Below are 17,267 nucleotides of genomic sequence, written 5' to 3'. Positions count from 1 at the left end.
GTGGTCAGCCGCGCAGGACCTTCTCCATGGGGCGACCCTTGGCGAGCTCGTCGACGAGCTTGTCGAGGTAGCGGATCTGGCGCATGAGCGGGTCCTCGACCTCCTGCACCTTCACGCCGCACACCGAGCCGGTGATCTGGTCGACGTACGGGTTGAGCGTCGCGTCCTCGAAGAAGTCGTGGAATGTCGTCTCCTGCACCAGGTGCTTCTGGAGAGCGTCCTCGTCGAACCCGGTCAACCACTCGATGACCTCGTCGAGCTCGGCGCGGGTGCGCCCCTTCCTCTCCACCTTGGTCACGTAGTGCGGGTAGACCGAGGCCACGCTCGTCGTGAAGATCCGGTGCATGGGTCGAGGATAGGTGAATCCAGCGGGTGCTGCCCTCAACGTTTGTGGCGTGCTCCTCGTCAAAGGTGCGTCGGCGAACGGTGGGCGAGCATGAACAGGGGGACGTGGTGAAGGACGGTGCGAGGGCTGAGTTCGCAGACTTCGTCGCGGCGCAGACGCGGCCGCTGCTGGGTTTCGCGTACGCGCTGACGGCCAACCCGCACGACGCCTGGGACCTCACCCAGGAGACGTTGGCGCGGATGGGCGAGCGATGGGGGCGGACGGCGTACGACGCACCGGCGGCGTACGCCCGGACGGTGATGGTGCGGCTCAACATCGATCGTGTCCGGCGGCTGCGGCGCGAGCTGCCGCGCTCCACAGCGGGACCAGAGGTGGCCGCACCCGCCGAGGAGCTCGACGGGATGGAGGCGTGGCTCGTGACAGCGCTCGCCACCCTCTCGCCGCGCCAACGCACGGCGCTGGCCCTGCGGCACGTCGAGGACCTGGATGTCCGCGGCATCGCCGAGCACATGGGCTGCTCAGAAGGAACCGTCAAGAGCCAGCTGTCCCGAGGCACCGAGCGCCTGCGTGAGCATGCGCGCGGCCAGGGACTGCTGGCCACACACGAAGGATGACGCGATGACCGAGGAACAGATCAGGGACGGCTACGAGCGTCTCGACACGGCCCTGCATGCACCCCACGACGCGCTGGACCGCATCGAGAAGCGGATGACGACACGTCGTCGGGGTCGACTGATGGGCGCCGGTGTGGCCGCGGCGGCCGTCGTGGCGGTGGCCGGTGGCTACGCCGCGGTGTCGATGGGCAGCTCGGACGACGGGCGCGGGGGTCTGGTGGCTGTCGATCCGCCGCCGAGCGCGTTGGTCATGACGCGACCGGACGGGTCGACGTACGAGTTCCAGGGTCTGACGATCAGCTGTGACCCGCCTGCCCCGGTGGGCGAACAGGCCCGAGTCGGTGACGGGAGCCGGGTGTACCTCTCGAGTCCGATACGTGTCGAGGGAGAGCTGTTGAGCGAGCCGTTCGTCCTCATCGAGGCTGCCGTGGACGCGGGCGAGCAACCGCGCACGTTCACCCTCCCGCTCGGCGACGGCGGCGGCTCGAAGAACCTGCCTCCGCTGACCGTCTTCATGGCCGACACGGAGGGGGCACCGGACGGCAACGAGGTGGTCAGCTCGGCGCCCAGCACAGGCACCCTCACGATCACGCGGGCCGCGTGCGCCCCGACCCCGGTGCTGGAGCTCGAGGTGGATGCCACCCTGGCGAGCGAGGAGCAGACCGAGGACGGGCAGGCCAAGCAGTCGCTGGTGCTCGAGGGTGTCGTGCGCTGAGAACGGTCAGGCCGGCGCGTAGCCCAACGGTGTGGAGAAGTAGAGCTCGACGCCGTCCCCGATCGCTTCGGTCATGGCCGCGGCCTGGTCTGCGGTCAGCCGGGTGGTGCCGGTGTGGTCGACGAGGAAGGCCTGGCCGTGCGGGGTGCGCCACAGGTGCCGGCCGGGGCCGACGACTCGGGTGGTGAGGCCGCTGTGGGTCTTGGTGCGGTGGTGGCTGCGGCGTAGTGGCCCGGAGTTGTGCGGGCCGGTCTGGCCGGGTGGGCCGGTGTCGTCGTAGGGGATCGCGTGGTCGTAGTCGACGCCGTCGCGGGTTGCGCTGCGTGGCGTGAAGGGGAAGCAGTCGCCGCCGGTCTGGTTCCAGACGTGGTCCTTGACGAGCTCGGGGTGCTCGTAGGCGTCGCTGCGGCGCCGCAGGCGCAGGTCGAGGACAGGGGTGACGGTGACGTCGGCGTGGCCGAGGACCTCGGTCAGCTGGGTGATGTCGATCGGTCCGACGCCCTCGACCCGCGCGATGCCGGTGCGGGTGCGCAGTGCCTCGTCGGTGATGTGGACGAACAGGCGTCCGCGGCCCCGGAGCCGGGCGAGCTGGCGGGCGGAGAGCGCGCACAGCTTGTCGATGGTCTCGGCCATGTGGTCGGGTGCCCAGGCCGGCTGCTCGGGTTCGCCAGGTTCGCCAGGTTCGCCGGTGGCCTTGTCGTCGGCGGGCTGGGTGTGCTCGACGAGGAGCTTGAGGAGATCGAGGGGGCGCGCGAGCCAGCCCATGGCGAGGGAGCGGAGCTCGTCGTGGTTGTGGTCGTGACCCATGGTGGTGGTGAGGATGTCGGCGACCCGGTCGACCATGGCGTCGATCCAGGCAGCGTCACCGGCGGTGATGCGGGCGATGATGTGGCGGTAGCCGTACTCGTCGGTGCGGGACAGGCGTACGTAGCGCTCGTGCCGGGAACGCTCGCGTTCGGCGCGGTGGGTCTCGGGATCGGCCTCGATGACCTTGGCTCGCGCGATCTCGAGAACGGTCGAGGGTGCGTGGCCGGCGATGGCCCTGGCCACGGCTCGGTCGACGCGTACGACCTGTTCGGACAGCAGGGCACGGGAGAGCACGGCGACCTTGCGTGCCACCCACGGCTCGCAGCGGCCGGCCTCGACGACCGCCCAGGTGCGGGGGAAACGGTGGACGAGGTCGAGCCCGTCTGCGAGGAGCGCCCGTGTGGTCGCGGGGTGGGTCTCGCGGGCCATCGCGAGCTCGGGGATCGCGTGTTCGCGCACGGCAGGCGTGCCGTCGCCGCCCGGAGTGACCATGGGATCGCGATCGCCGCGCGCGTGTCCGTGGACGATCGCCCACTGGATCGCCAGCCGGAGCTCGGCCACCTCCGCCAGGCGGCGTGTGCGCAGTGCCTCGGTAGCGCAGTTCAGGAGCTCGCTCTCCGATGCCTCACCGGCCGCCTGTGGCGGCTGCTGGGGGAGGGTGGCGATGGTCATGCTTCATTTTATCGAACAAGTGTTCGAACAACAAGGAGTTGAAGGACCTGTGGAGACACGGAACTCGGCGTGGGAGATCAGTGGACCGGGGCCGGGCGATGAAAGATCAGCGCGCGGACCTGGCGGCCGCCTCGATCTTCGTGCGCTGCTCCGTCCAGAAGGCTGCGTCGTGCTGTTGCTCGGCCATGGCCTCGGCGTCGGTCCCGACGGCGCCGTCAAGCTGTTCACGCAGGATGTCGGCGTGCCCAGCGTGCCGGCTGGTCTCGGCGAGCAGGTGGACCAGCACGTTGAAGAGAGGAACGTCGGCGTTTCCCCACCAAGGCACACGGCCTGTGTCCTCCAGGGCGAGCGAATCCACCGTGACGTCGCTGTGGGCCCAGACCCGCTGGTAGCGGTCGACGACTGCTTGGCGGGACTCGTCCTCTCTCGCCCACATGTCGGCGAGACGGTCCGTCTCGTCATCCCAGCGAGGGAGCGCTTCTGGAAAGGGCCGGTGGAACACCTCGCCGAGGTACCTCGCCTCCCAGGTTGCCAGGTGCTTGACGAGGCCCAGCAGATTGGTCCCGGTGACGGTGAGCGGGCGGCGTGAGTCGTACTCGGAGACCCCCTCCAACTTGGCAAGTACTGCTTGGCGCTCGTGCTTCAAGTAGGTGTACAGGTTTGTCTTCGCTGCCGTGTCGTCCACGAACAGCACCTTGCCACTGGCGTGACCGCTCGGGCGGCATGTCGCGTCCACCTCTCGCCTACTAAGAGACTTCCCGCAGGATCGGGGTCTGGCCAGACTTTGATCCAGGTGATCGGCGGGACGCTCTTTCATCGGCTGCCCACTCGATCGTGGGTGTGGCTCTCATCTGGACTGCGACCCGTCGACCACCGTGACGAGGCGTGGCTCCAGAGGGGTCTGCCCAGCTCGTAGTAGCAATGCCCACCTCGTCGACCTGTCGGTTCCCAGACGCATCGAGGTGGAGCAGATGAGCAGCAAGAAGAAGGGCGTGATCATCGGGGTTGATCCCCACAAGATGTCGGTGACGATTGAGGTCGTCGACACCCACGAGCAGCTCCTCGGCCGCGGACGGTTCGACACCACGAACGCCGGCTATGCCGCGATGAAGCGTTATGTGAAGCAGTGGCCGGACCGTGTTTGGGCGGTTGAGGGTGCCAACGGCGCCGGTCGTCCGCTGGCCCAACGGCTCGTCGCTGCTGGCGAGCAGGTCGTTGATGTTCCGGCGAAGTTGGCAGCCCGGGTGCGGTTGTTGGACACCGGTCACAACCGCAAGACCGACGCCTTGGACGCCCACTCGATCGCGGTCGTCGCGGTCCGCACCGACGGGTTGCGGGTGCTGGTCGAGGACGGGGAGCTCGAAGCGCTGCGGATGCTCACCGACCGCCGTGATGAGCTCGCCCACCAGCGGGTCCAGACCGTTAACCGGTTGCAGCGCCTGCTCAGTGAGCTGCTGCCTGGCCAGCGCAAACGCGACCTGTCCGCCACGCAAGCGAAGGCGATGCTTGCCACCGTGCGGCCGCGTGACATCGCCGGGAAGACCCGGCGCCGGATGGCGGTCGAGGAGATCGCCGACCTGGTCGCGGTCGACGCCAAGCTGAAGAAGATCAAGGCCGAGCTGAAGGCCGCGGTGCTCGAGCGCGGCTCGACCCTGATGGACATCTACGGCGTCGGACCCGCCGGCGCGGCACGGGTCCTGGCCGACGTCGGTGACGTGGCCCGGTTCGTTGACCGGAACCGGTTCGCGTCCTGGACCGGGACTGCACCCCTAGACGCCTCGTCCGGGGAGCAGACCCGTCACCGGCTCTCACGTGCGGGCAATCGGCGGATGAACCACGTGCTGCACGTCGCGGCGATCGTGCAGATCCGTCACGACACCGAAGGTCGCGACTACTACCGGCGCAAGCTCGCTGCAGGGAAGACACCGATGGAAGCACTGAGGTGCCTGAAACGGCGCCTGTCCGACGTCGTCTACCGCCAGCTCGTCGCCGACGCCCAGCAACAGGGTGGAGCGGATCCGGGAGGGCACTGCGGGGCGACTCTTCAATCCAGCGCGGCCGACTCGCACCCACTCATCGACACTTCGGATCAGCCACTTCCCGGACCCGCGAAGCAGACGCTACGCCGACCATCAGCCGGCCGGAAGACCCTCGTCCCGAGCGCTCCTTGCACAGAGGGGTGCCAGATCCGTGAGCTCATCGCGGCATAAGCGGACGCTTTGTAGAAGCCGACCTCGTCTTTCATCGAGGTCGCTGCTTGCTCCGCGCGGTCAGACGCGGACGCGACGCCGGGCCGCCCCGGGAAGGGGACGGCCCGACTGCTACCTAACCCACTGCGGGGTATACAAGATGCGCTTGGCGCGCGGTCAGATGCGCTTCTCGCAGTTCCGTACCCGCTCGCCCTGACAGACGTCGCGCCCTTTCTTACCGTCCACGCCGTCACTGCCCGGGCCGCCGATGAGGCGGTCATCGCCGTACTGCCCGGTGATGCCGTCGTTGCCAGGGCCGCCGATAAGGCGGTCATCGCCGGGGCTCCCTTCGATGAGGTCGCTGCCAGGGCCGCCGTCGATCGTGGCCCCGTAGTTGGAGCACTGAGGCCTAATCCAAGAACCAAAGCGAGTGCTTCTGAACTTGACCTCAGCGTAGAGCACGTCCCGGCCCTTCATTCCCTTGATTGTCGTCCGGCACGCGGCGACGATGATGTGGTCCACGCGGTCGGTGCCGATGACGTCGGCGCGCTTCGCGGCCACGGAGAGGCCATCGAAGCCGCGGAAGCGGACCGATTCCTCCACGCCCGCCTTGGTGGCCGTCACCCGGGAACCGCTCAGGTCGGCGCGCACCCGGTCGTAGCTATTGAGGTCGAGCAGCAGTTGGCTGTACCCGCCGTCGCCGCCCTTGATCCGCGTCGCCTTTCCTCCCAGGCTGTTCGACTCGTAGAGGTCGTAGCCGCCGCCGAGCGCGATGTCGCGGTCATACCTCGTCGGCGCGTCGACCTTGACGCGCTCGGTGCCGTCGGTTCCGCGGAACGTGAACCGTCCGTACTCGGCCGACGTAGTGAAAACGAACCGGGTGAACTGGCCCGTCCAGGTGAGCGCCGTGTCGACCCCCGTCACCGTGCCGCTGGCGTCCATGGTGACGTCGCCGTTGGCGGATCGAACGCCCAAGAGGCTGCCCGTGCCCACCGTCACTGCACCCGGGGCGGTTTGGATGCCGCTCCAACTGACTTCGCCGTAGGCGAGGTCGATGATGTCGGCGTTCGGCTGGCCTGCCATGCCGGAGATGACGGGTCCACGGGTGGAGCGGATGACGTCGGCCTCGGTGTCGGTGCCGTCGACGGTGCCCGCGTAGACCGTGGATGATCCGCTGCGCTCGGAGGGGATGAACGTGTCGGCCCCCGCGCCGAGGATGGCGGTGACGGAGTGGTAGTAGCCGCCCTCGCCGGTCGCGCACACGAGGTCATCGCCGCCGAGCGCGTCGACACGGATCGCGTCGTTCGTGACGATGACGTCCGCGCCCTCCGTTCCGGTGATCTGGCCCCCTGGCGTCCCGACGATGGTCGCCGCCTGCCCCTGACATGTCTCGCCCGCTGCGGCGGCCGTGCCCACTGGCGCGAGCAGCGCCGCGCCTAGAAGCGCGACGGCGGTCAGAGTGATGGTCCTCATGATTTCCTTTGATCGTTGACGAACCACTATGACTAGGCATCGGCCCACAAAGTTGTCACGACCCGCTGACGGAGACTAGGCCCCCCGGGACGAGTCGGCCCAGCCGACGGACACAAAGTCAGCCAGACACCAGGGAAGGCCCTGAAGGTCGTGAAACGCGGCTTCCGTCGAGGAGATGGTGCGCACGCTGCTCACAGTCGGCAATGCGAAGGTGCGCCGACCACCCGGCGTTACGCCTACATCCGCTCATCGGCGTGAGCGGATGAACTCCCACGTGGTGCTGGTGTGGCGGCGCGTCGAGTACGCCACTCTGAGCGCGCCCGTGGCACTCCGGGCTGGCAGCCGTCCGCTGGCTCGGCGTCATGGAGAGCAGCACGCGCGTACGTGCTCTGGCGGCTCAGAACTCGGTCCATCCCTCACACGACCAGCGACGTCATGACTCCCTCGATCACTACATCGCGCCGCTGGAGGAGCGCGTGGCCGAGGTGGTCGCCGGCGCCGTCGAGACGCAGCGACACGGCGGATCAACCCATGAAGCTGCTGTAGCCGTGCTGCTGGCTGACCGTCGCTGACGGATCTGCCAGGTCACGACCGGTGTCGTCCACGCGACGCCGACCCCCCGCATACTGATTGCGTGAGGACCCTCCCGCTCTGCCTGGTCGTCGTCGCGGCGACCGCCTGCTCGCAGGCCGGCTCGGAGTCCTCGGCCGACTGCCCGGACCAGGTCCGCCTGGAGGGTGTGGTCTACACGTGGAACGGGGTGACCAGCCGGGATGCGACCCGCCACGCGAGCGCCGACCGAGCCGAGTGTGACGACGCGGGGGAGGACCCTGAGGGCCTGGTGTTCCCGGACGACCCCGTCGAGGTGCAGACGTGGACCTTCGAGGGCTACTCACCTGCTCAGGTCCTCGGCCTTCGCTACGACGACGGCTCCTTCGGCGTGCTGATCGCCGACGATGTGGCGGCCGACGAGCAGCGGCGCATCCGAGCGGACCTCGCCGAGAACCAGTAGGCGCGCTGCTAGGTTCCGCAGATGAACGCACTGACCCGCAGGGGAGTCACGCTCGTCGGCGTCGCGGTCCTGATCTTCTTCGCCTCCATGGCACTCAACGCCGCGAGCAGCGACGGGGTACGCGTCATCGGCTCGATGCTGGGGCTGGTCGCGGCCCTGATGATCGTGGTGGGCGTCGTGCTCGCTGCGGTGGGTGTGGTCAGGAAGGCCTAGGCCGAGGTCTCCCGCAGGAGCCACCAGGCCGCGAGCCACGCCGCCGCACCGGCGACCAGCTCGACGTGGAGGTCGACCATCGCGAGGGCGAACATCGTCGTCACGGCGACCGTGCTCAGCGCGTCCTGGAGCACGGCCGGGTCACCAACCCGTCGAGTCCGCGTGGGCGGGAGCGGCGACGGCCGCCCGGCGACGGGCGTCCAGGGCGGACGAACGGCGGGAGAGCCGCTCGTCGAGCACGGCAGCGGCCTCGGTGGTGCGACCGGCCATCGCCAGCGCGTGCACCAACGTGTCCTCGACGACCTCGCGCTGCGCCTTGCTGCCGCCCAGCGGCGCCATCGTGGCGACGACGGTGGTCAGCGTCGCGGAGGCGGCGTTCCAGCGCTCGTCGACGACCGAGACGAGGCCGGTGCACAGGGGAGCAACCACGTCGCGGAAGACCCGGTCCTCGTGGCGTGCCGACTCCTCGGCCAGCCGGGTGAGGGCGGTGGCGTCGCCGTCGGCGGCGAGCAGGACGGCGCTGTGCATGGCGGCGAACGGTGTCGGCGGCGCGGTGAGCCACTCGACGGGCGCCTGCGCGCGTACCTCGGCGACAGGGAGGTTCTCGGTCCAGGCCCCGGTGACCCGGCCGCGCCAGAGCAGCGCGCCGCTGTCAACCACGACCCGGCTGCCGCTGACCACGGACGGGTCGAGCTCGCGGGCGTAGCGCCGACGTACGGCCTCGATGTCGTCCTGCATCAGCTCGTGGAGCGCGGCGTGCCAGGAGAAGTGCGAACGGTGGTTGGCCTCCGGGCCGCGGGTGCGGATCCACTCGTCGAGCCACGCCAGCCCGGCCGTGTGGTCGCCGGTCTCGTAGAAGACGTGCGCCCGGGCGTGGACCGCGTGGCCCGAGGCCGGCTCGACCGACAGGGCGTACGACGACAGCTCCTCGGCCTCGGCCCAGCGCTCCTGGTCCTGGCGGACGAACGCGAGCTGGCCGGCGTACCACCAGTCGTCGCCGTAGGACCTGCCGAGCGACTCGACGAGCTCAGCGGTCTGGCTGCCGCTCGTGAGGCCACCGAAGGCGACCGTCGGGACGGCGACGCTGACGGCGAGGGCGTCGCGCGGGAAGAGCCGCACGTGGCGCAGCAGGGCCGCCGAGCCGGTGGCCTCGTCGGTGCGCAGGCGCGTCGTGACCGCGTCGAGGAACGAGCTCTCGCGGTCGTCGAGGTGGCGCTCGGAGGCAGCGCGGTGGGCGGCGCGGAGCGAGGCGTGCCAGTGGTCGTTGGTGCCCCACTCGTGGCCGAGGAGCGCGAGCGCGGCGTGGGCCTGGACGAAGCCCTCGTCCTCGGCGACGGCCGCGGCGAGCCCGTCCTCGACGCCGTCCTGCAGGCGCAGCAGGCGGCCGAAGGCGTCGTTGTAGCGCTCGGCGGCGCTGCTGGTGGTGGAGAGGGTGAGGCCGTACGGGTCGACCGGCCGACGGCGGGACTCGCCGTGCATCGAGCGGCTGACGACGCGGGCGACGTCGTACGCCTGCTCGCGGATCTCCGGCATCGCCGTGGACTCCCACAGGTTGCCCCGGCGCAGGGAGCCGACCGCGAGGAACGGCAGGTCGTCGGACAGGGTGCCGAGGATCCGGCCGTCGTCGGCGGTGTCGATGCCGAGGCCGGCAGGTCCGGGGCGGACGAGGCCGGTCTGGGCGAGGCGGGTCAGCAGCGGGTCGGCGGCGATGGAGCCGACGGGTCCGGTGCAGTTCACGACCGCGGCGACGCGGAGGTCGGTGCCGTCGTCGAGCGTGACGTGGAGTGCGTGGTCACCGGCGCGTACGGCAGCGATGGTGCCGCGGTGACGCTTGAGCCGGCCGTCGGCCGCGATCGCGTCGAAGCGACGCGCGGTGGCAGGCGCCATCCGGTGCCGGTGCACGTCCCAGCCGCGGGCGTCCTCGGCGATGAAGCGGCACTTGTCGGCTTCTGAGAGCCCGCGCCAGAGCTGGGCCGTGACGGGCCGGAGGCCGTCGATCGCCGCGCGCCAGTCGCCGGTGCCCTCGACGGTGGTCTCGACGTGTGCGGCGAGCGTGGACCGCAGGGCGTCGAGGCCCTGGGTGCGGGTGATGCCGGGCGGCGGCGGGACCGGGGGAGTCGTGGGCAGGACGTGCGGCTTCGGCACGGCGTCGGTGCGCGAGACGACGTGGACGGTGCGATCGGGGCGGTCCGAGCTGATCGCGAGGTCCACCATGGTCAGGCCCGAGCCGAGCATGAGCACGTCGCCGACCTCGGGGATCCCCTGCGTCCACGGGTCGGCGACGAGCCGGGGGTCGCTCGCCAGCTCGGGCGGCGCCCAGCCGGTGCCGGGTCGGCTGCTGGTTGCCAGCACGACGGCGCGCGCCTCGATGCGGTCGCCGTCGGAGAGCTCGACGACGAATCCGCCGCCTGCCTCGGAGACGTCGACGACCTCGGCGCGACGGCGTACGAGCCGGGCGTTGCCGGGGAACTCTGTCGCCGTGGTGAGCAGGCTCTCGAGGTAGCGGCCGAACACGGATCGCGGAGCGAAGTCGTGGGGCTGGAACTTCGGGTCGTGGTTGTTGCGCAGCCAGCGCAGGAAGTGCTCGGGGTCGCGCGGGAACGCGCTCATGCCCGAGGCCGGCACGTTGAGGAGGTGGCGGTCATCGGTCGTCGAGTACGCCTGGCCGCGGCCCGTCGTCGGCGCCGGGTCGACCAGCTCGACGCGGAACCGGGAGGAGAGCGCGGTGACCAGGTGCGTGGCCACCAACGTGCCTCCGGCACCCGCCCCGACCACGACGACCCGACAGTCACCCTCGTTCGTCAACATCCCGCGGCTCCGTCCCTCTTTGTGCAGTGAATTACTCCACTAAGGTAGCAACCGGAGTGGCCCGGACGCGAGTCGGCGCGCTGCTCACGGGCGAGGCTCCGTGCTGGCACGGTTGCCGTCCCCGAAGGCTGGGCGGATGATCGGATCGCCATGATCGAGTCGAGGGCCTGGAGCTGGGTGGCGGTCGCCGTCGCGGCCATCGCGCTCGTTGCCACGCCCTTCGTGCGTGTCGAGGCCGGTGCACCGGTGCTTGACCTTCCGCTGGACGCCCTGTTCCTGGTGGCCATGCTCTCGAGCGCCGGCCTGGGTCTCCTGGTCCTCCGTCGGCGGCCGGGGCACGTCATCGGCTGGCTGCTCCTCCTGAACGGCGTCGTGCTGGCGCTCACCGGTTTCGTCGAGTCGGCCGCCCAGCTGTCCCTGTCCGGGGCCGCCCTGTCGACGCCGGTGCGGCTCGCCGCCGTGTGGCAGACGCACGGATGGTCGGCGACGTTCGCGCCGCTCGTTGCCCTCGCCTGGGTCTTCCCGGACGGGAGGCTCCTGTCGCGGCGCTGGCGGGTCCCGGCTGCACTGGGCACGGCGTCCTTCGTCGTGACACTCGCGAGCGGAGTGCTCAGCCGCTCGCCTCTCGACCGGCCGTACGACGTCGTGCCACCCCTGGCCGTGCTTCCCGACGGAGTAGGCTCGGCCCTCCAGCTCGTCGGCCTGCTCGGGATGCTCCTCACCTTCGTGGCGGGCTTCGCCTGTCTGGTGATGCGGTTCCGCGCCTCCCGGGGCGTCGAGCGCCACCAGCTGAAGTGGATCGCGCTGTCCGGGGCCTCGGTGCCCGTGTCGATCGCGTGCGGCATCCTCGACCCGGGGACTGACGGACCTACGGCGGTGACGGTCGTCCCCTTCGTGCTGATGCTGGTCGTGGTCCCGCTGAGCATCTCGATCGCCGTGCTTCGCTACCGGCTCTACGACATCGACCGGCTGATCTCCGTGGCCGTGCTCTACGGTGTGCTCACTGCCCTGCTGGGCGGTGCGTTCGTCGGTGTGATCGTGCTCGGCGGGGTCGTACTGGGCGACGGCTCGACGATCACGACGGCCGTAGCGACCCTGGGCGTGGCCCTCGCCTTCCGTCCGCTCCGCGACCGCACCCAACGGCGGGTCGACCACAGGTTCAACCGTGCGCGGTACGACGCCATGGAGGCTGTCGACGCCTTCCTGGACGACGTCCGCTCCGGGCGCGTCGAGCCGGAGGTCGTCGCGGGCGTGCTGGCACGCGGTCTGCGTGACCCCACGCTGCGGCTGTACTTCTGGCTACCCGATCCCGGGGTGCATGCCGACAGCGCCGGCCGCCTCGTCCCGCAGCTGCCGGACCACCCGGTCGGCCGCACGCCGATCCGTCGCGGCGACCTGCTGGTCGCCACCCTCATCCACGACCCGGACACCGGGAGCGCGCCCGGCACGATGGACGCCGTTCTGGTCCGCGCCGGCCTGGCGATCGAGGTCGCCCGCCTCCGCGTCGAGGTACGGCGCCAGCTCGCCGAGGTGCAGGACTCCCGACTGCGGATCCTGTCCGCAACCCAGGCTGAGCGCCGACGGCTCGAGCGCGATCTCCACGACGGCGCCCAGCAGCGGCTGGTGTCGGTCGGGCTCGACCTGCGACACCTCCAGCAGACGCTCTCTGACAAAAGGGTCAGTATCGCGCTCGACGGCGCCGTGTCGGGCCTGTCGGAGGCGATCCAGGAGCTGCGCGACCTGGCCAACGGGGTGCGCCCCAACGCTCTCGATGCAGGGCTGGCATCCGCCTTCTCCGGGTTGGCAGCGAGCGCCCGCCTGCCCACCGCGGTCGACGCGACAGACCAGCGCTTCGCGCCGGAGATCGAGGCGGCGGCGTACTTCGTCGCGAGCGAGGGCCTGGCGAACGCGGTCAAGCACTCGGGTGCGAGCCGGGTGCGGCTGATCGCCGCACACGCCGACGGCGTCCTGCGGGTCGCGGTGGTCGACGACGGACGCGGCGGGGCGACTCCGGGTGGCGGGTCGGGGCTGGTGGGCCTGGCGGACCGGCTGGCCAGCGTCGGTGGGCGGCTGGCGATCGACAGCGGACCCGGTCGGGGCACACGGCTGGAGGTCGAGATCCCGTGCGCGTAGTCCTGGCCGAGGATCAGGCCCTGCTACGCGCGGGACTCGCCCGACTGTTCGACGACGCCGGTCATGACGTCGTCGCGGCCGTGGCTGACGGCGACACGTTGCGGGACGCGGTCGCGGAGCACGCACCGGACCTGGCAGTCGTCGACGTTCGGATGCCGCCCAGCTTCAGTGACGAGGGCCTCCGCGCCGCGGGGTGGATCCGTGAGCACCACCCGGAGGTCGCCGTCCTGCTCCTCTCCCAGCACATCGAGGCCGCCGGGGTCGTCGGGCTGGCGAGCCAGCATGGTTTCGGCTACCTGCTGAAGGACCGGGTGCTCGAGGTCGCCGACTTCATGGACGCAGCAGAGCGGGTGGCGTCGGGCGGGTCCGCGCTGGACCCCCAGGTCGTGGCCACGCTGTTCGCCGCGGACCGCTCCCGATCCGTCCTCGAGGCGTTGTCCGCCCGTGAGCGGGAGGTGCTCGCACTCATGGCCGAGGGGCTGTCCAACCAGAGCATCGCCGAACGGCTGGTGCTCAACGAGCGGACGATCGAGACCCACACCGGGCACGTCTTCCTCAAGCTCGGGCTCAACGAGGACGTGGGCGGTCACCGCCGGGTGCTCGCCGTCCTCGCCCACCTCGGGGTGCCCGGTCCGGCCTGACTCCGTGCCAGGACGGTCCCGATGCGGGTGCCTGCCCGGATGACCGGGCGTCCTGTGCTGCCTAGCGTCGAGAGCGACCCGAACACTCGATGAAGGAGCACCCCATGGACCACACAGCCACCCGTCGCCCGGTCGATCTCGCCCCGCCCCGGGACCTGTCGATCCCGGCCCTTGTCCTGGCCGTCCTCTCGGTCCCCGGTTCGATCGTGACCTGGGACTGGTTGCCCGGCGGCGGCTTCGCGTGGGGTCTTCCGCCGGCGCTGCTCGCCGTGGCGCTGGGCGCGGCCCAGCTGAACCGCTCGCGCACCGGTCGGACCCGAGCCGTCGTTGCCGTGGTGGTCGCTGCCGCGATGATCCTGATGATGGCCGTGTGGACGATCGCCGATCTCGGTTGAGGGAGTCGGCCATGACAGTCCACGCCAGCTGCGTACGACGCGCCGTCATCGGCACCATTGCCGCACTCGGGCTGAGCGCACCGGTCGCGGGCTGCAGCGAGACACCGTCGCCGACTGCCGAGCCCACCACCGCAACCAGCACCCCCACGAACCCGTCGTCCACCCCGGGCGCGACGGCGACCGCGCCGACCATCCCGACGAGTGCCGTGCGCCCAGCCGGCCTCATCGTCTTCACCAAGGCCGGCGGCGCCTTCTCCGACGACACGCCGTTCGTCAGCCGACTCGACGGCAGCCACGAGGTCGAGCTGGCTGCCTCGGGGGTGACCTGCTGCATCAGGCTGTCACCCGACCACCGCTCGATCCTCGGCGCGTCCGTGACCAAGGACGACCGGATCACCGTCGGCATCTTCCCCCTGTCCGGTGGTCGTCCTCGGGCGCTCCCGCTCCCACCGGGCACGCTGAACCTCGGTCCGGGCGCGTGGACACCGGACGGACAGCGGGTCGTCGTCCAGGGGTGGGACGACAGCACCGAGTCGGTCTCGGGCATGTACCTCGTCGACAGCGTCGACGGCGGACACCGGGTCAGGCTCACCCGCGAGCTCCGCCGCACCAACGACATCCCGGGCGACGTGTCACCGGACGGCACCTCCTTGGTCTTCCTGCGGGAGGAGGCCGGCGCGACGGGCAACACCAGTCAGGGAACCCTCATGATCATGCGCCTCGACGGCGCCGGTGGCGCCAGGCCGCTCGTCCCGGCATCGGTGGTGGTCGGGCTGGGCTCCGTGCGATTCTCGCCGGACGGGCGGCTGGTGCTGTTCCAGGACGGACGTACGTCGCAGCGGGGCGCGCTGTGGACCGTGCATCCGGACGGGAGCCACCTGGTCAAGGTGTTCGACCACCCTGAGCTCTTCGCCTCGCACCCGACCTGGTCTCCCGACGGCACGCGGATCCTCTTCGCGCTCAATCCCGTCGCGGACTTCTACACCCACCCCGCCAACGCCTTCTACGTCATGGACGCGGATGGTTCGCGGGTGCGTCAGGTCGGGCCGTCAGGCCCTTTCAAGCGCGAGGCCGAGTGGTTCATCCCCGGCGCATGATGACCCGCGGGAATCCCGCCGACGTCGCCTCGGTCGTGCTGGCGAGCTCAAACCCGGCCTTCTCGAACACGGCGCGCGTGCCGACGTACGCCATCGTCAGGTCGACCTTCTGGCCCTGGTTGTCGACCGGGTAGCCCTCGATGACCGGGGCGCCCTGCTGGACGGCGTACGCGACCGCGCCCTCGAGCAGGACGTGGGAGATGCCGCGACCGCGGTGGCCGGGGCGGACCCGGATGCACCACACCGACCACGCTGCCTGGTCGTCGACGTGCGGGATCTTGGTCGAGCGGGCGAACGGCAGGTCGGCCCGCGGCGCGACCGCCGCCCAGCCGACGACCTCGTCGCCGTCGTACGCGAGGACCCCCGGCTTGGTGCGCTTGCGGGTCAGCGCCTCGACGTGGTCGGCGCGCTCCTGCCCGGCGAGCGACGTGTTCTCCTTGGCGGGGATGCGGTGGCTCAGGCACCAGCAGACGTTGGAGGTCGGATTCTTCGGTCCGACCATCGTGCGGACGTCGTCGAAGCGCGCGTGCGTCGCCGGGTGGACGGTCAGCCCGTCGGTCCGGGCGAGGGGCGTCGTGGCCATGGCCCCACGCTAGACGTGTTCAATGACAGTCATGCGTCGCATCGGCCTGCTGGGCGGGATGAGCTGGGAGAGCACGGAGCTCTACTACCGCCTGATCAACGAGGACGTACGCGACCGGCTCGGCGGCTTCCACTCGGCGCGGCTGGTGATGGCGTCGGTCGACTTCGCCGAGGTCGAGGCGATGCAGGTCGCGGGCGACTGGGCGGCCGCGGGCGACATGCTCGCCCGCGAGGCGCAGGGACTCGAGGCGGCAGGCGCCGAGTGCGTGGTGCTCTGCACGAACACGATGCACAAGGTGGCCGACGCGATCGAGGCCGCCGTCGACATCCCGCTGCTCCACCTCGCCGACGTGACCGCCTCCGCGGTCCGCGCCGCCGGCCTCGACCGGGTGGCCCTGCTGGGCACCCGGTTCACCATGGAGCAGCCGTTCTACGCCGACCGGCTCCGCTCGCACGGCATCGACGTCCTGGTCCCGGAGGGTGGCGACCGCACGCTCGTCCACGACGTCATCTACGACGAGCTGGTGCTCGGCGTGGTCCGCGACGAGTCGCGCGCGGCGTACGGCGACGTGGTGCGGCGGCTGGTCGAGCAGGGCGCCGGGGGAGTGGTGCTCGGCTGTACGGAGATCGAGCTGCTCATCGGCCCGGACGACGTCGACGTGCCGGTCTTCGCCACGACCGCGCTGCACGCCCGCGCGGCCGTGGACTTCGCGCTCAGCTGAGTCCGTCGACCACCAGGCCGAGCCACTCGTCCAGGCGCTGCTGCTGGGCGGGATCGCCGAACATCGGTGGCCTGCCGGGCGGCGGCAGGTAGCCGACCGCGTCCATCACCAGCCAGTGGCGTACGGGCGCGGTCCCCGACGTGGCGGCCCACTTCTCCACGAACGCGCGAGCCGGCTCGGCGTCGAACATCACGGCGAGGTTCGACGCGGCGTGGGCGGCGTCGAGCCAGGCCGGACCGGTCGAGGTCTCGACCCAGTCGACGACGCCCGTGATCGCGCCGTCGGCCCAGAGCAGGTTGCGGTGGCCGAAGTCGCGGTGCAGGAAGGTCGGCTCGTACGCCGGTGCAGGGGACGCGAGCACCTCGAAGGCCCGCCGCCACGAGTCGGGGTGCCGGCTCCGCGCCGGGACCACCCACTTCGCCTCCCACGCCCACGACTGGAAGGTCCGGAACGGTTCGGCGGGCCGGACGGCGTGGATCGTCGCCAGCAGGTCCGCCATCGCGTCGAGGTGTGCGTCGGTCACCTCGACAAGCGGTGAGCCCGGCAGCCGGGACATCAGGTGCGCCGCGACACCGGTGGCCGCTCCCTCGGCGTCGAGTCCGAGGCTGACCGGCGCCGGGACAGGTGTGTTCACGAGGACCAGCTGGGCCTCGCGCTCGCGCGTGGACAGCTCGGCGCCGTGGGAGCGCCACGGCTCGTTGGTCATCAGCCGGAGCACCGACACGGTGCCGGCCTCGTCGCGGAGCGCTAGCATCGTCGAGGTCATCCCGCCGTCGAGCGGGTCGGCCGACACCACGCGGCTCCCGAGGACGGAGCCGGCCCAGGCGAGCGCGTCGTCGTACACCCGG

General features: G+C 70.8%; 18 protein-coding genes. 10 read left to right on the top strand and 8 right to left on the bottom strand.

The window, feature by feature from the left end; genetic code table 11:
• Positions 1-4: 4 nt before the first annotated feature.
• The gene (locus EUA94_RS01590) at positions 5-346 is read right to left on the bottom strand and encodes a DUF2200 domain-containing protein (protein WP_129424019.1); all 342 of its coding nucleotides are present in this window, start codon (positions 344-346) and stop codon (positions 5-7) included.
• Positions 347-453: 107 nt separating this feature from the next.
• On the opposite strand from EUA94_RS01590, the gene EUA94_RS01585 reads away from it, so the two are divergent.
• Together EUA94_RS01585 and EUA94_RS01580 are read left to right on the top strand one after the other, a co-directional pair.
• A complete protein-coding gene (locus EUA94_RS01585; protein ID WP_129424017.1) occupies positions 454-960 on the top strand; it encodes a SigE family RNA polymerase sigma factor in 507 nt (168 codons plus the stop codon).
• A gap of 4 nt (positions 961-964) precedes the next feature.
• Positions 965-1,675 carry a hypothetical protein gene (locus EUA94_RS01580; RefSeq protein ID WP_129424016.1) on the top strand — a complete coding sequence of 237 codons (711 nt, stop codon included), beginning with the start codon at positions 965-967 and terminating at the stop codon, positions 1,673-1,675.
• Positions 1,676-1,681: 6 nt separating this feature from the next.
• Here the strand turns inward: EUA94_RS01580 and EUA94_RS01575 are convergent, their stop codons facing one another.
• Both EUA94_RS01575 and EUA94_RS01570 read right to left on the bottom strand, forming a co-directional pair.
• Positions 1,682-3,154, bottom strand: coding sequence for a hypothetical protein (locus tag EUA94_RS01575; protein WP_129424014.1), 1,473 nt, complete (start codon positions 3,152-3,154; stop codon positions 1,682-1,684).
• Positions 3,155-3,260: 106 nt separating this feature from the next.
• A complete protein-coding gene (locus EUA94_RS01570) occupies positions 3,261-3,839 on the bottom strand; it encodes a DinB family protein (RefSeq protein ID WP_165356758.1) in 579 nt (192 codons plus the stop codon).
• Positions 3,840-4,125: 286 nt separating this feature from the next.
• Between EUA94_RS01570 and EUA94_RS01565 the strand changes: the two genes are divergently transcribed.
• Complete coding sequence (locus EUA94_RS01565) at positions 4,126-5,364, top strand: IS110 family RNA-guided transposase (protein WP_129424010.1); 1,239 nt, start codon at positions 4,126-4,128, stop codon at positions 5,362-5,364.
• Between the two features lie 156 nt (positions 5,365-5,520).
• Here EUA94_RS01565 and EUA94_RS01560 read toward each other — a convergent pair whose 3' ends face one another.
• Positions 5,521-6,816, bottom strand: a complete 1,296-nt coding sequence (locus EUA94_RS01560) for a calcium-binding protein (RefSeq protein ID WP_129424008.1) — start codon at positions 6,814-6,816, stop codon at positions 5,521-5,523.
• A 634-nt stretch (positions 6,817-7,450) separates the two neighbouring features.
• Here EUA94_RS01560 and EUA94_RS01555 point away from each other — a divergent pair.
• A complete protein-coding gene (locus tag EUA94_RS01555) occupies positions 7,451-7,828 on the top strand; it encodes a DUF6281 family protein (protein WP_129424006.1) in 378 nt (125 codons plus the stop codon).
• Positions 7,829-7,849: 21 nt separating this feature from the next.
• On the top strand, positions 7,850-8,041 hold the full coding sequence (locus tag EUA94_RS01550; protein WP_129424004.1) for a hypothetical protein: 192 nt from the start codon (positions 7,850-7,852) through the stop codon (positions 8,039-8,041).
• Here the strand turns inward: EUA94_RS01550 and EUA94_RS22000 are convergent.
• Together EUA94_RS22000 and EUA94_RS01545 are read right to left on the bottom strand one after the other, a co-directional pair.
• Positions 8,038-8,175, bottom strand: a complete 138-nt coding sequence (locus EUA94_RS22000) for a hypothetical protein (RefSeq protein WP_165356757.1) — start codon at positions 8,173-8,175, stop codon at positions 8,038-8,040. The two genes, EUA94_RS01550 and EUA94_RS22000, sit on opposite strands and share 4 nt — an antisense overlap.
• Before the next feature lie 7 nt (positions 8,176-8,182).
• A complete protein-coding gene (locus EUA94_RS01545) occupies positions 8,183-10,849 on the bottom strand; it encodes an FAD/NAD(P)-binding protein (RefSeq protein ID WP_129424002.1) in 2,667 nt (888 codons plus the stop codon).
• Positions 10,850-10,999: 150 nt separating this feature from the next.
• On the opposite strand from EUA94_RS01545, the gene EUA94_RS01540 reads away from it, so the two are divergent.
• The 4 genes from EUA94_RS01540 to EUA94_RS01525 all read left to right on the top strand — a co-directional run bounded on the left by EUA94_RS01540 (position 11,000) and on the right by EUA94_RS01525 (position 15,115).
• Positions 11,000-12,982 (top strand): sensor histidine kinase, encoded by a 1,983-nt coding sequence (locus EUA94_RS01540; protein ID WP_129424000.1) that lies wholly within the window; start codon positions 11,000-11,002, stop codon positions 12,980-12,982.
• Positions 12,973-13,623, top strand: coding sequence for a response regulator transcription factor (locus EUA94_RS01535; RefSeq protein WP_129423998.1), 651 nt, complete (start codon positions 12,973-12,975; stop codon positions 13,621-13,623). Before EUA94_RS01540 ends, EUA94_RS01535 begins: the two co-directional genes overlap by 10 nt.
• 104 nt (positions 13,624-13,727) lie before the next feature.
• Complete coding sequence (locus EUA94_RS01530) at positions 13,728-14,018, top strand: hypothetical protein (protein ID WP_129423996.1); 291 nt, start codon at positions 13,728-13,730, stop codon at positions 14,016-14,018.
• A gap of 11 nt (positions 14,019-14,029) precedes the next feature.
• Positions 14,030-15,115 carry a TolB family protein gene (locus tag EUA94_RS01525; protein WP_129423994.1) on the top strand — a complete coding sequence of 362 codons (1,086 nt, stop codon included), beginning with the start codon at positions 14,030-14,032 and terminating at the stop codon, positions 15,113-15,115.
• Here the strand turns inward: EUA94_RS01525 and EUA94_RS01520 are convergent.
• Entirely contained in the window at positions 15,099-15,698 is a 600-nt protein-coding gene (locus tag EUA94_RS01520; RefSeq protein WP_129423992.1) for a GNAT family N-acetyltransferase, read from the bottom strand. The two genes, EUA94_RS01525 and EUA94_RS01520, sit on opposite strands and share 17 nt — an antisense overlap.
• Positions 15,699-15,729: 31 nt before the next feature.
• Here EUA94_RS01520 and EUA94_RS01515 point away from each other — a divergent pair, with 31 nt between their 5' ends.
• Positions 15,730-16,419, top strand: a complete 690-nt coding sequence (locus tag EUA94_RS01515; RefSeq protein ID WP_129423990.1) for an aspartate/glutamate racemase family protein — start codon at positions 15,730-15,732, stop codon at positions 16,417-16,419.
• Here EUA94_RS01515 and EUA94_RS01510 read toward each other — a convergent pair.
• A complete protein-coding gene (locus tag EUA94_RS01510) occupies positions 16,412-17,263 on the bottom strand; it encodes a phosphotransferase family protein (RefSeq protein WP_129423988.1) in 852 nt (283 codons plus the stop codon). The genes EUA94_RS01515 and EUA94_RS01510 overlap by 8 nt on opposite strands.
• Positions 17,264-17,267: the final 4 nt, after the last annotated feature.

Origin of the sequence: Nocardioides zhouii (genome assembly GCF_004137345.1) — a bacterium.
GTDB lineage: Bacteria > Actinomycetota > Actinomycetes > Propionibacteriales > Nocardioidaceae > Nocardioides > Nocardioides zhouii.
This window is presented reverse-complemented; position numbering and strand designations above follow the sequence as displayed.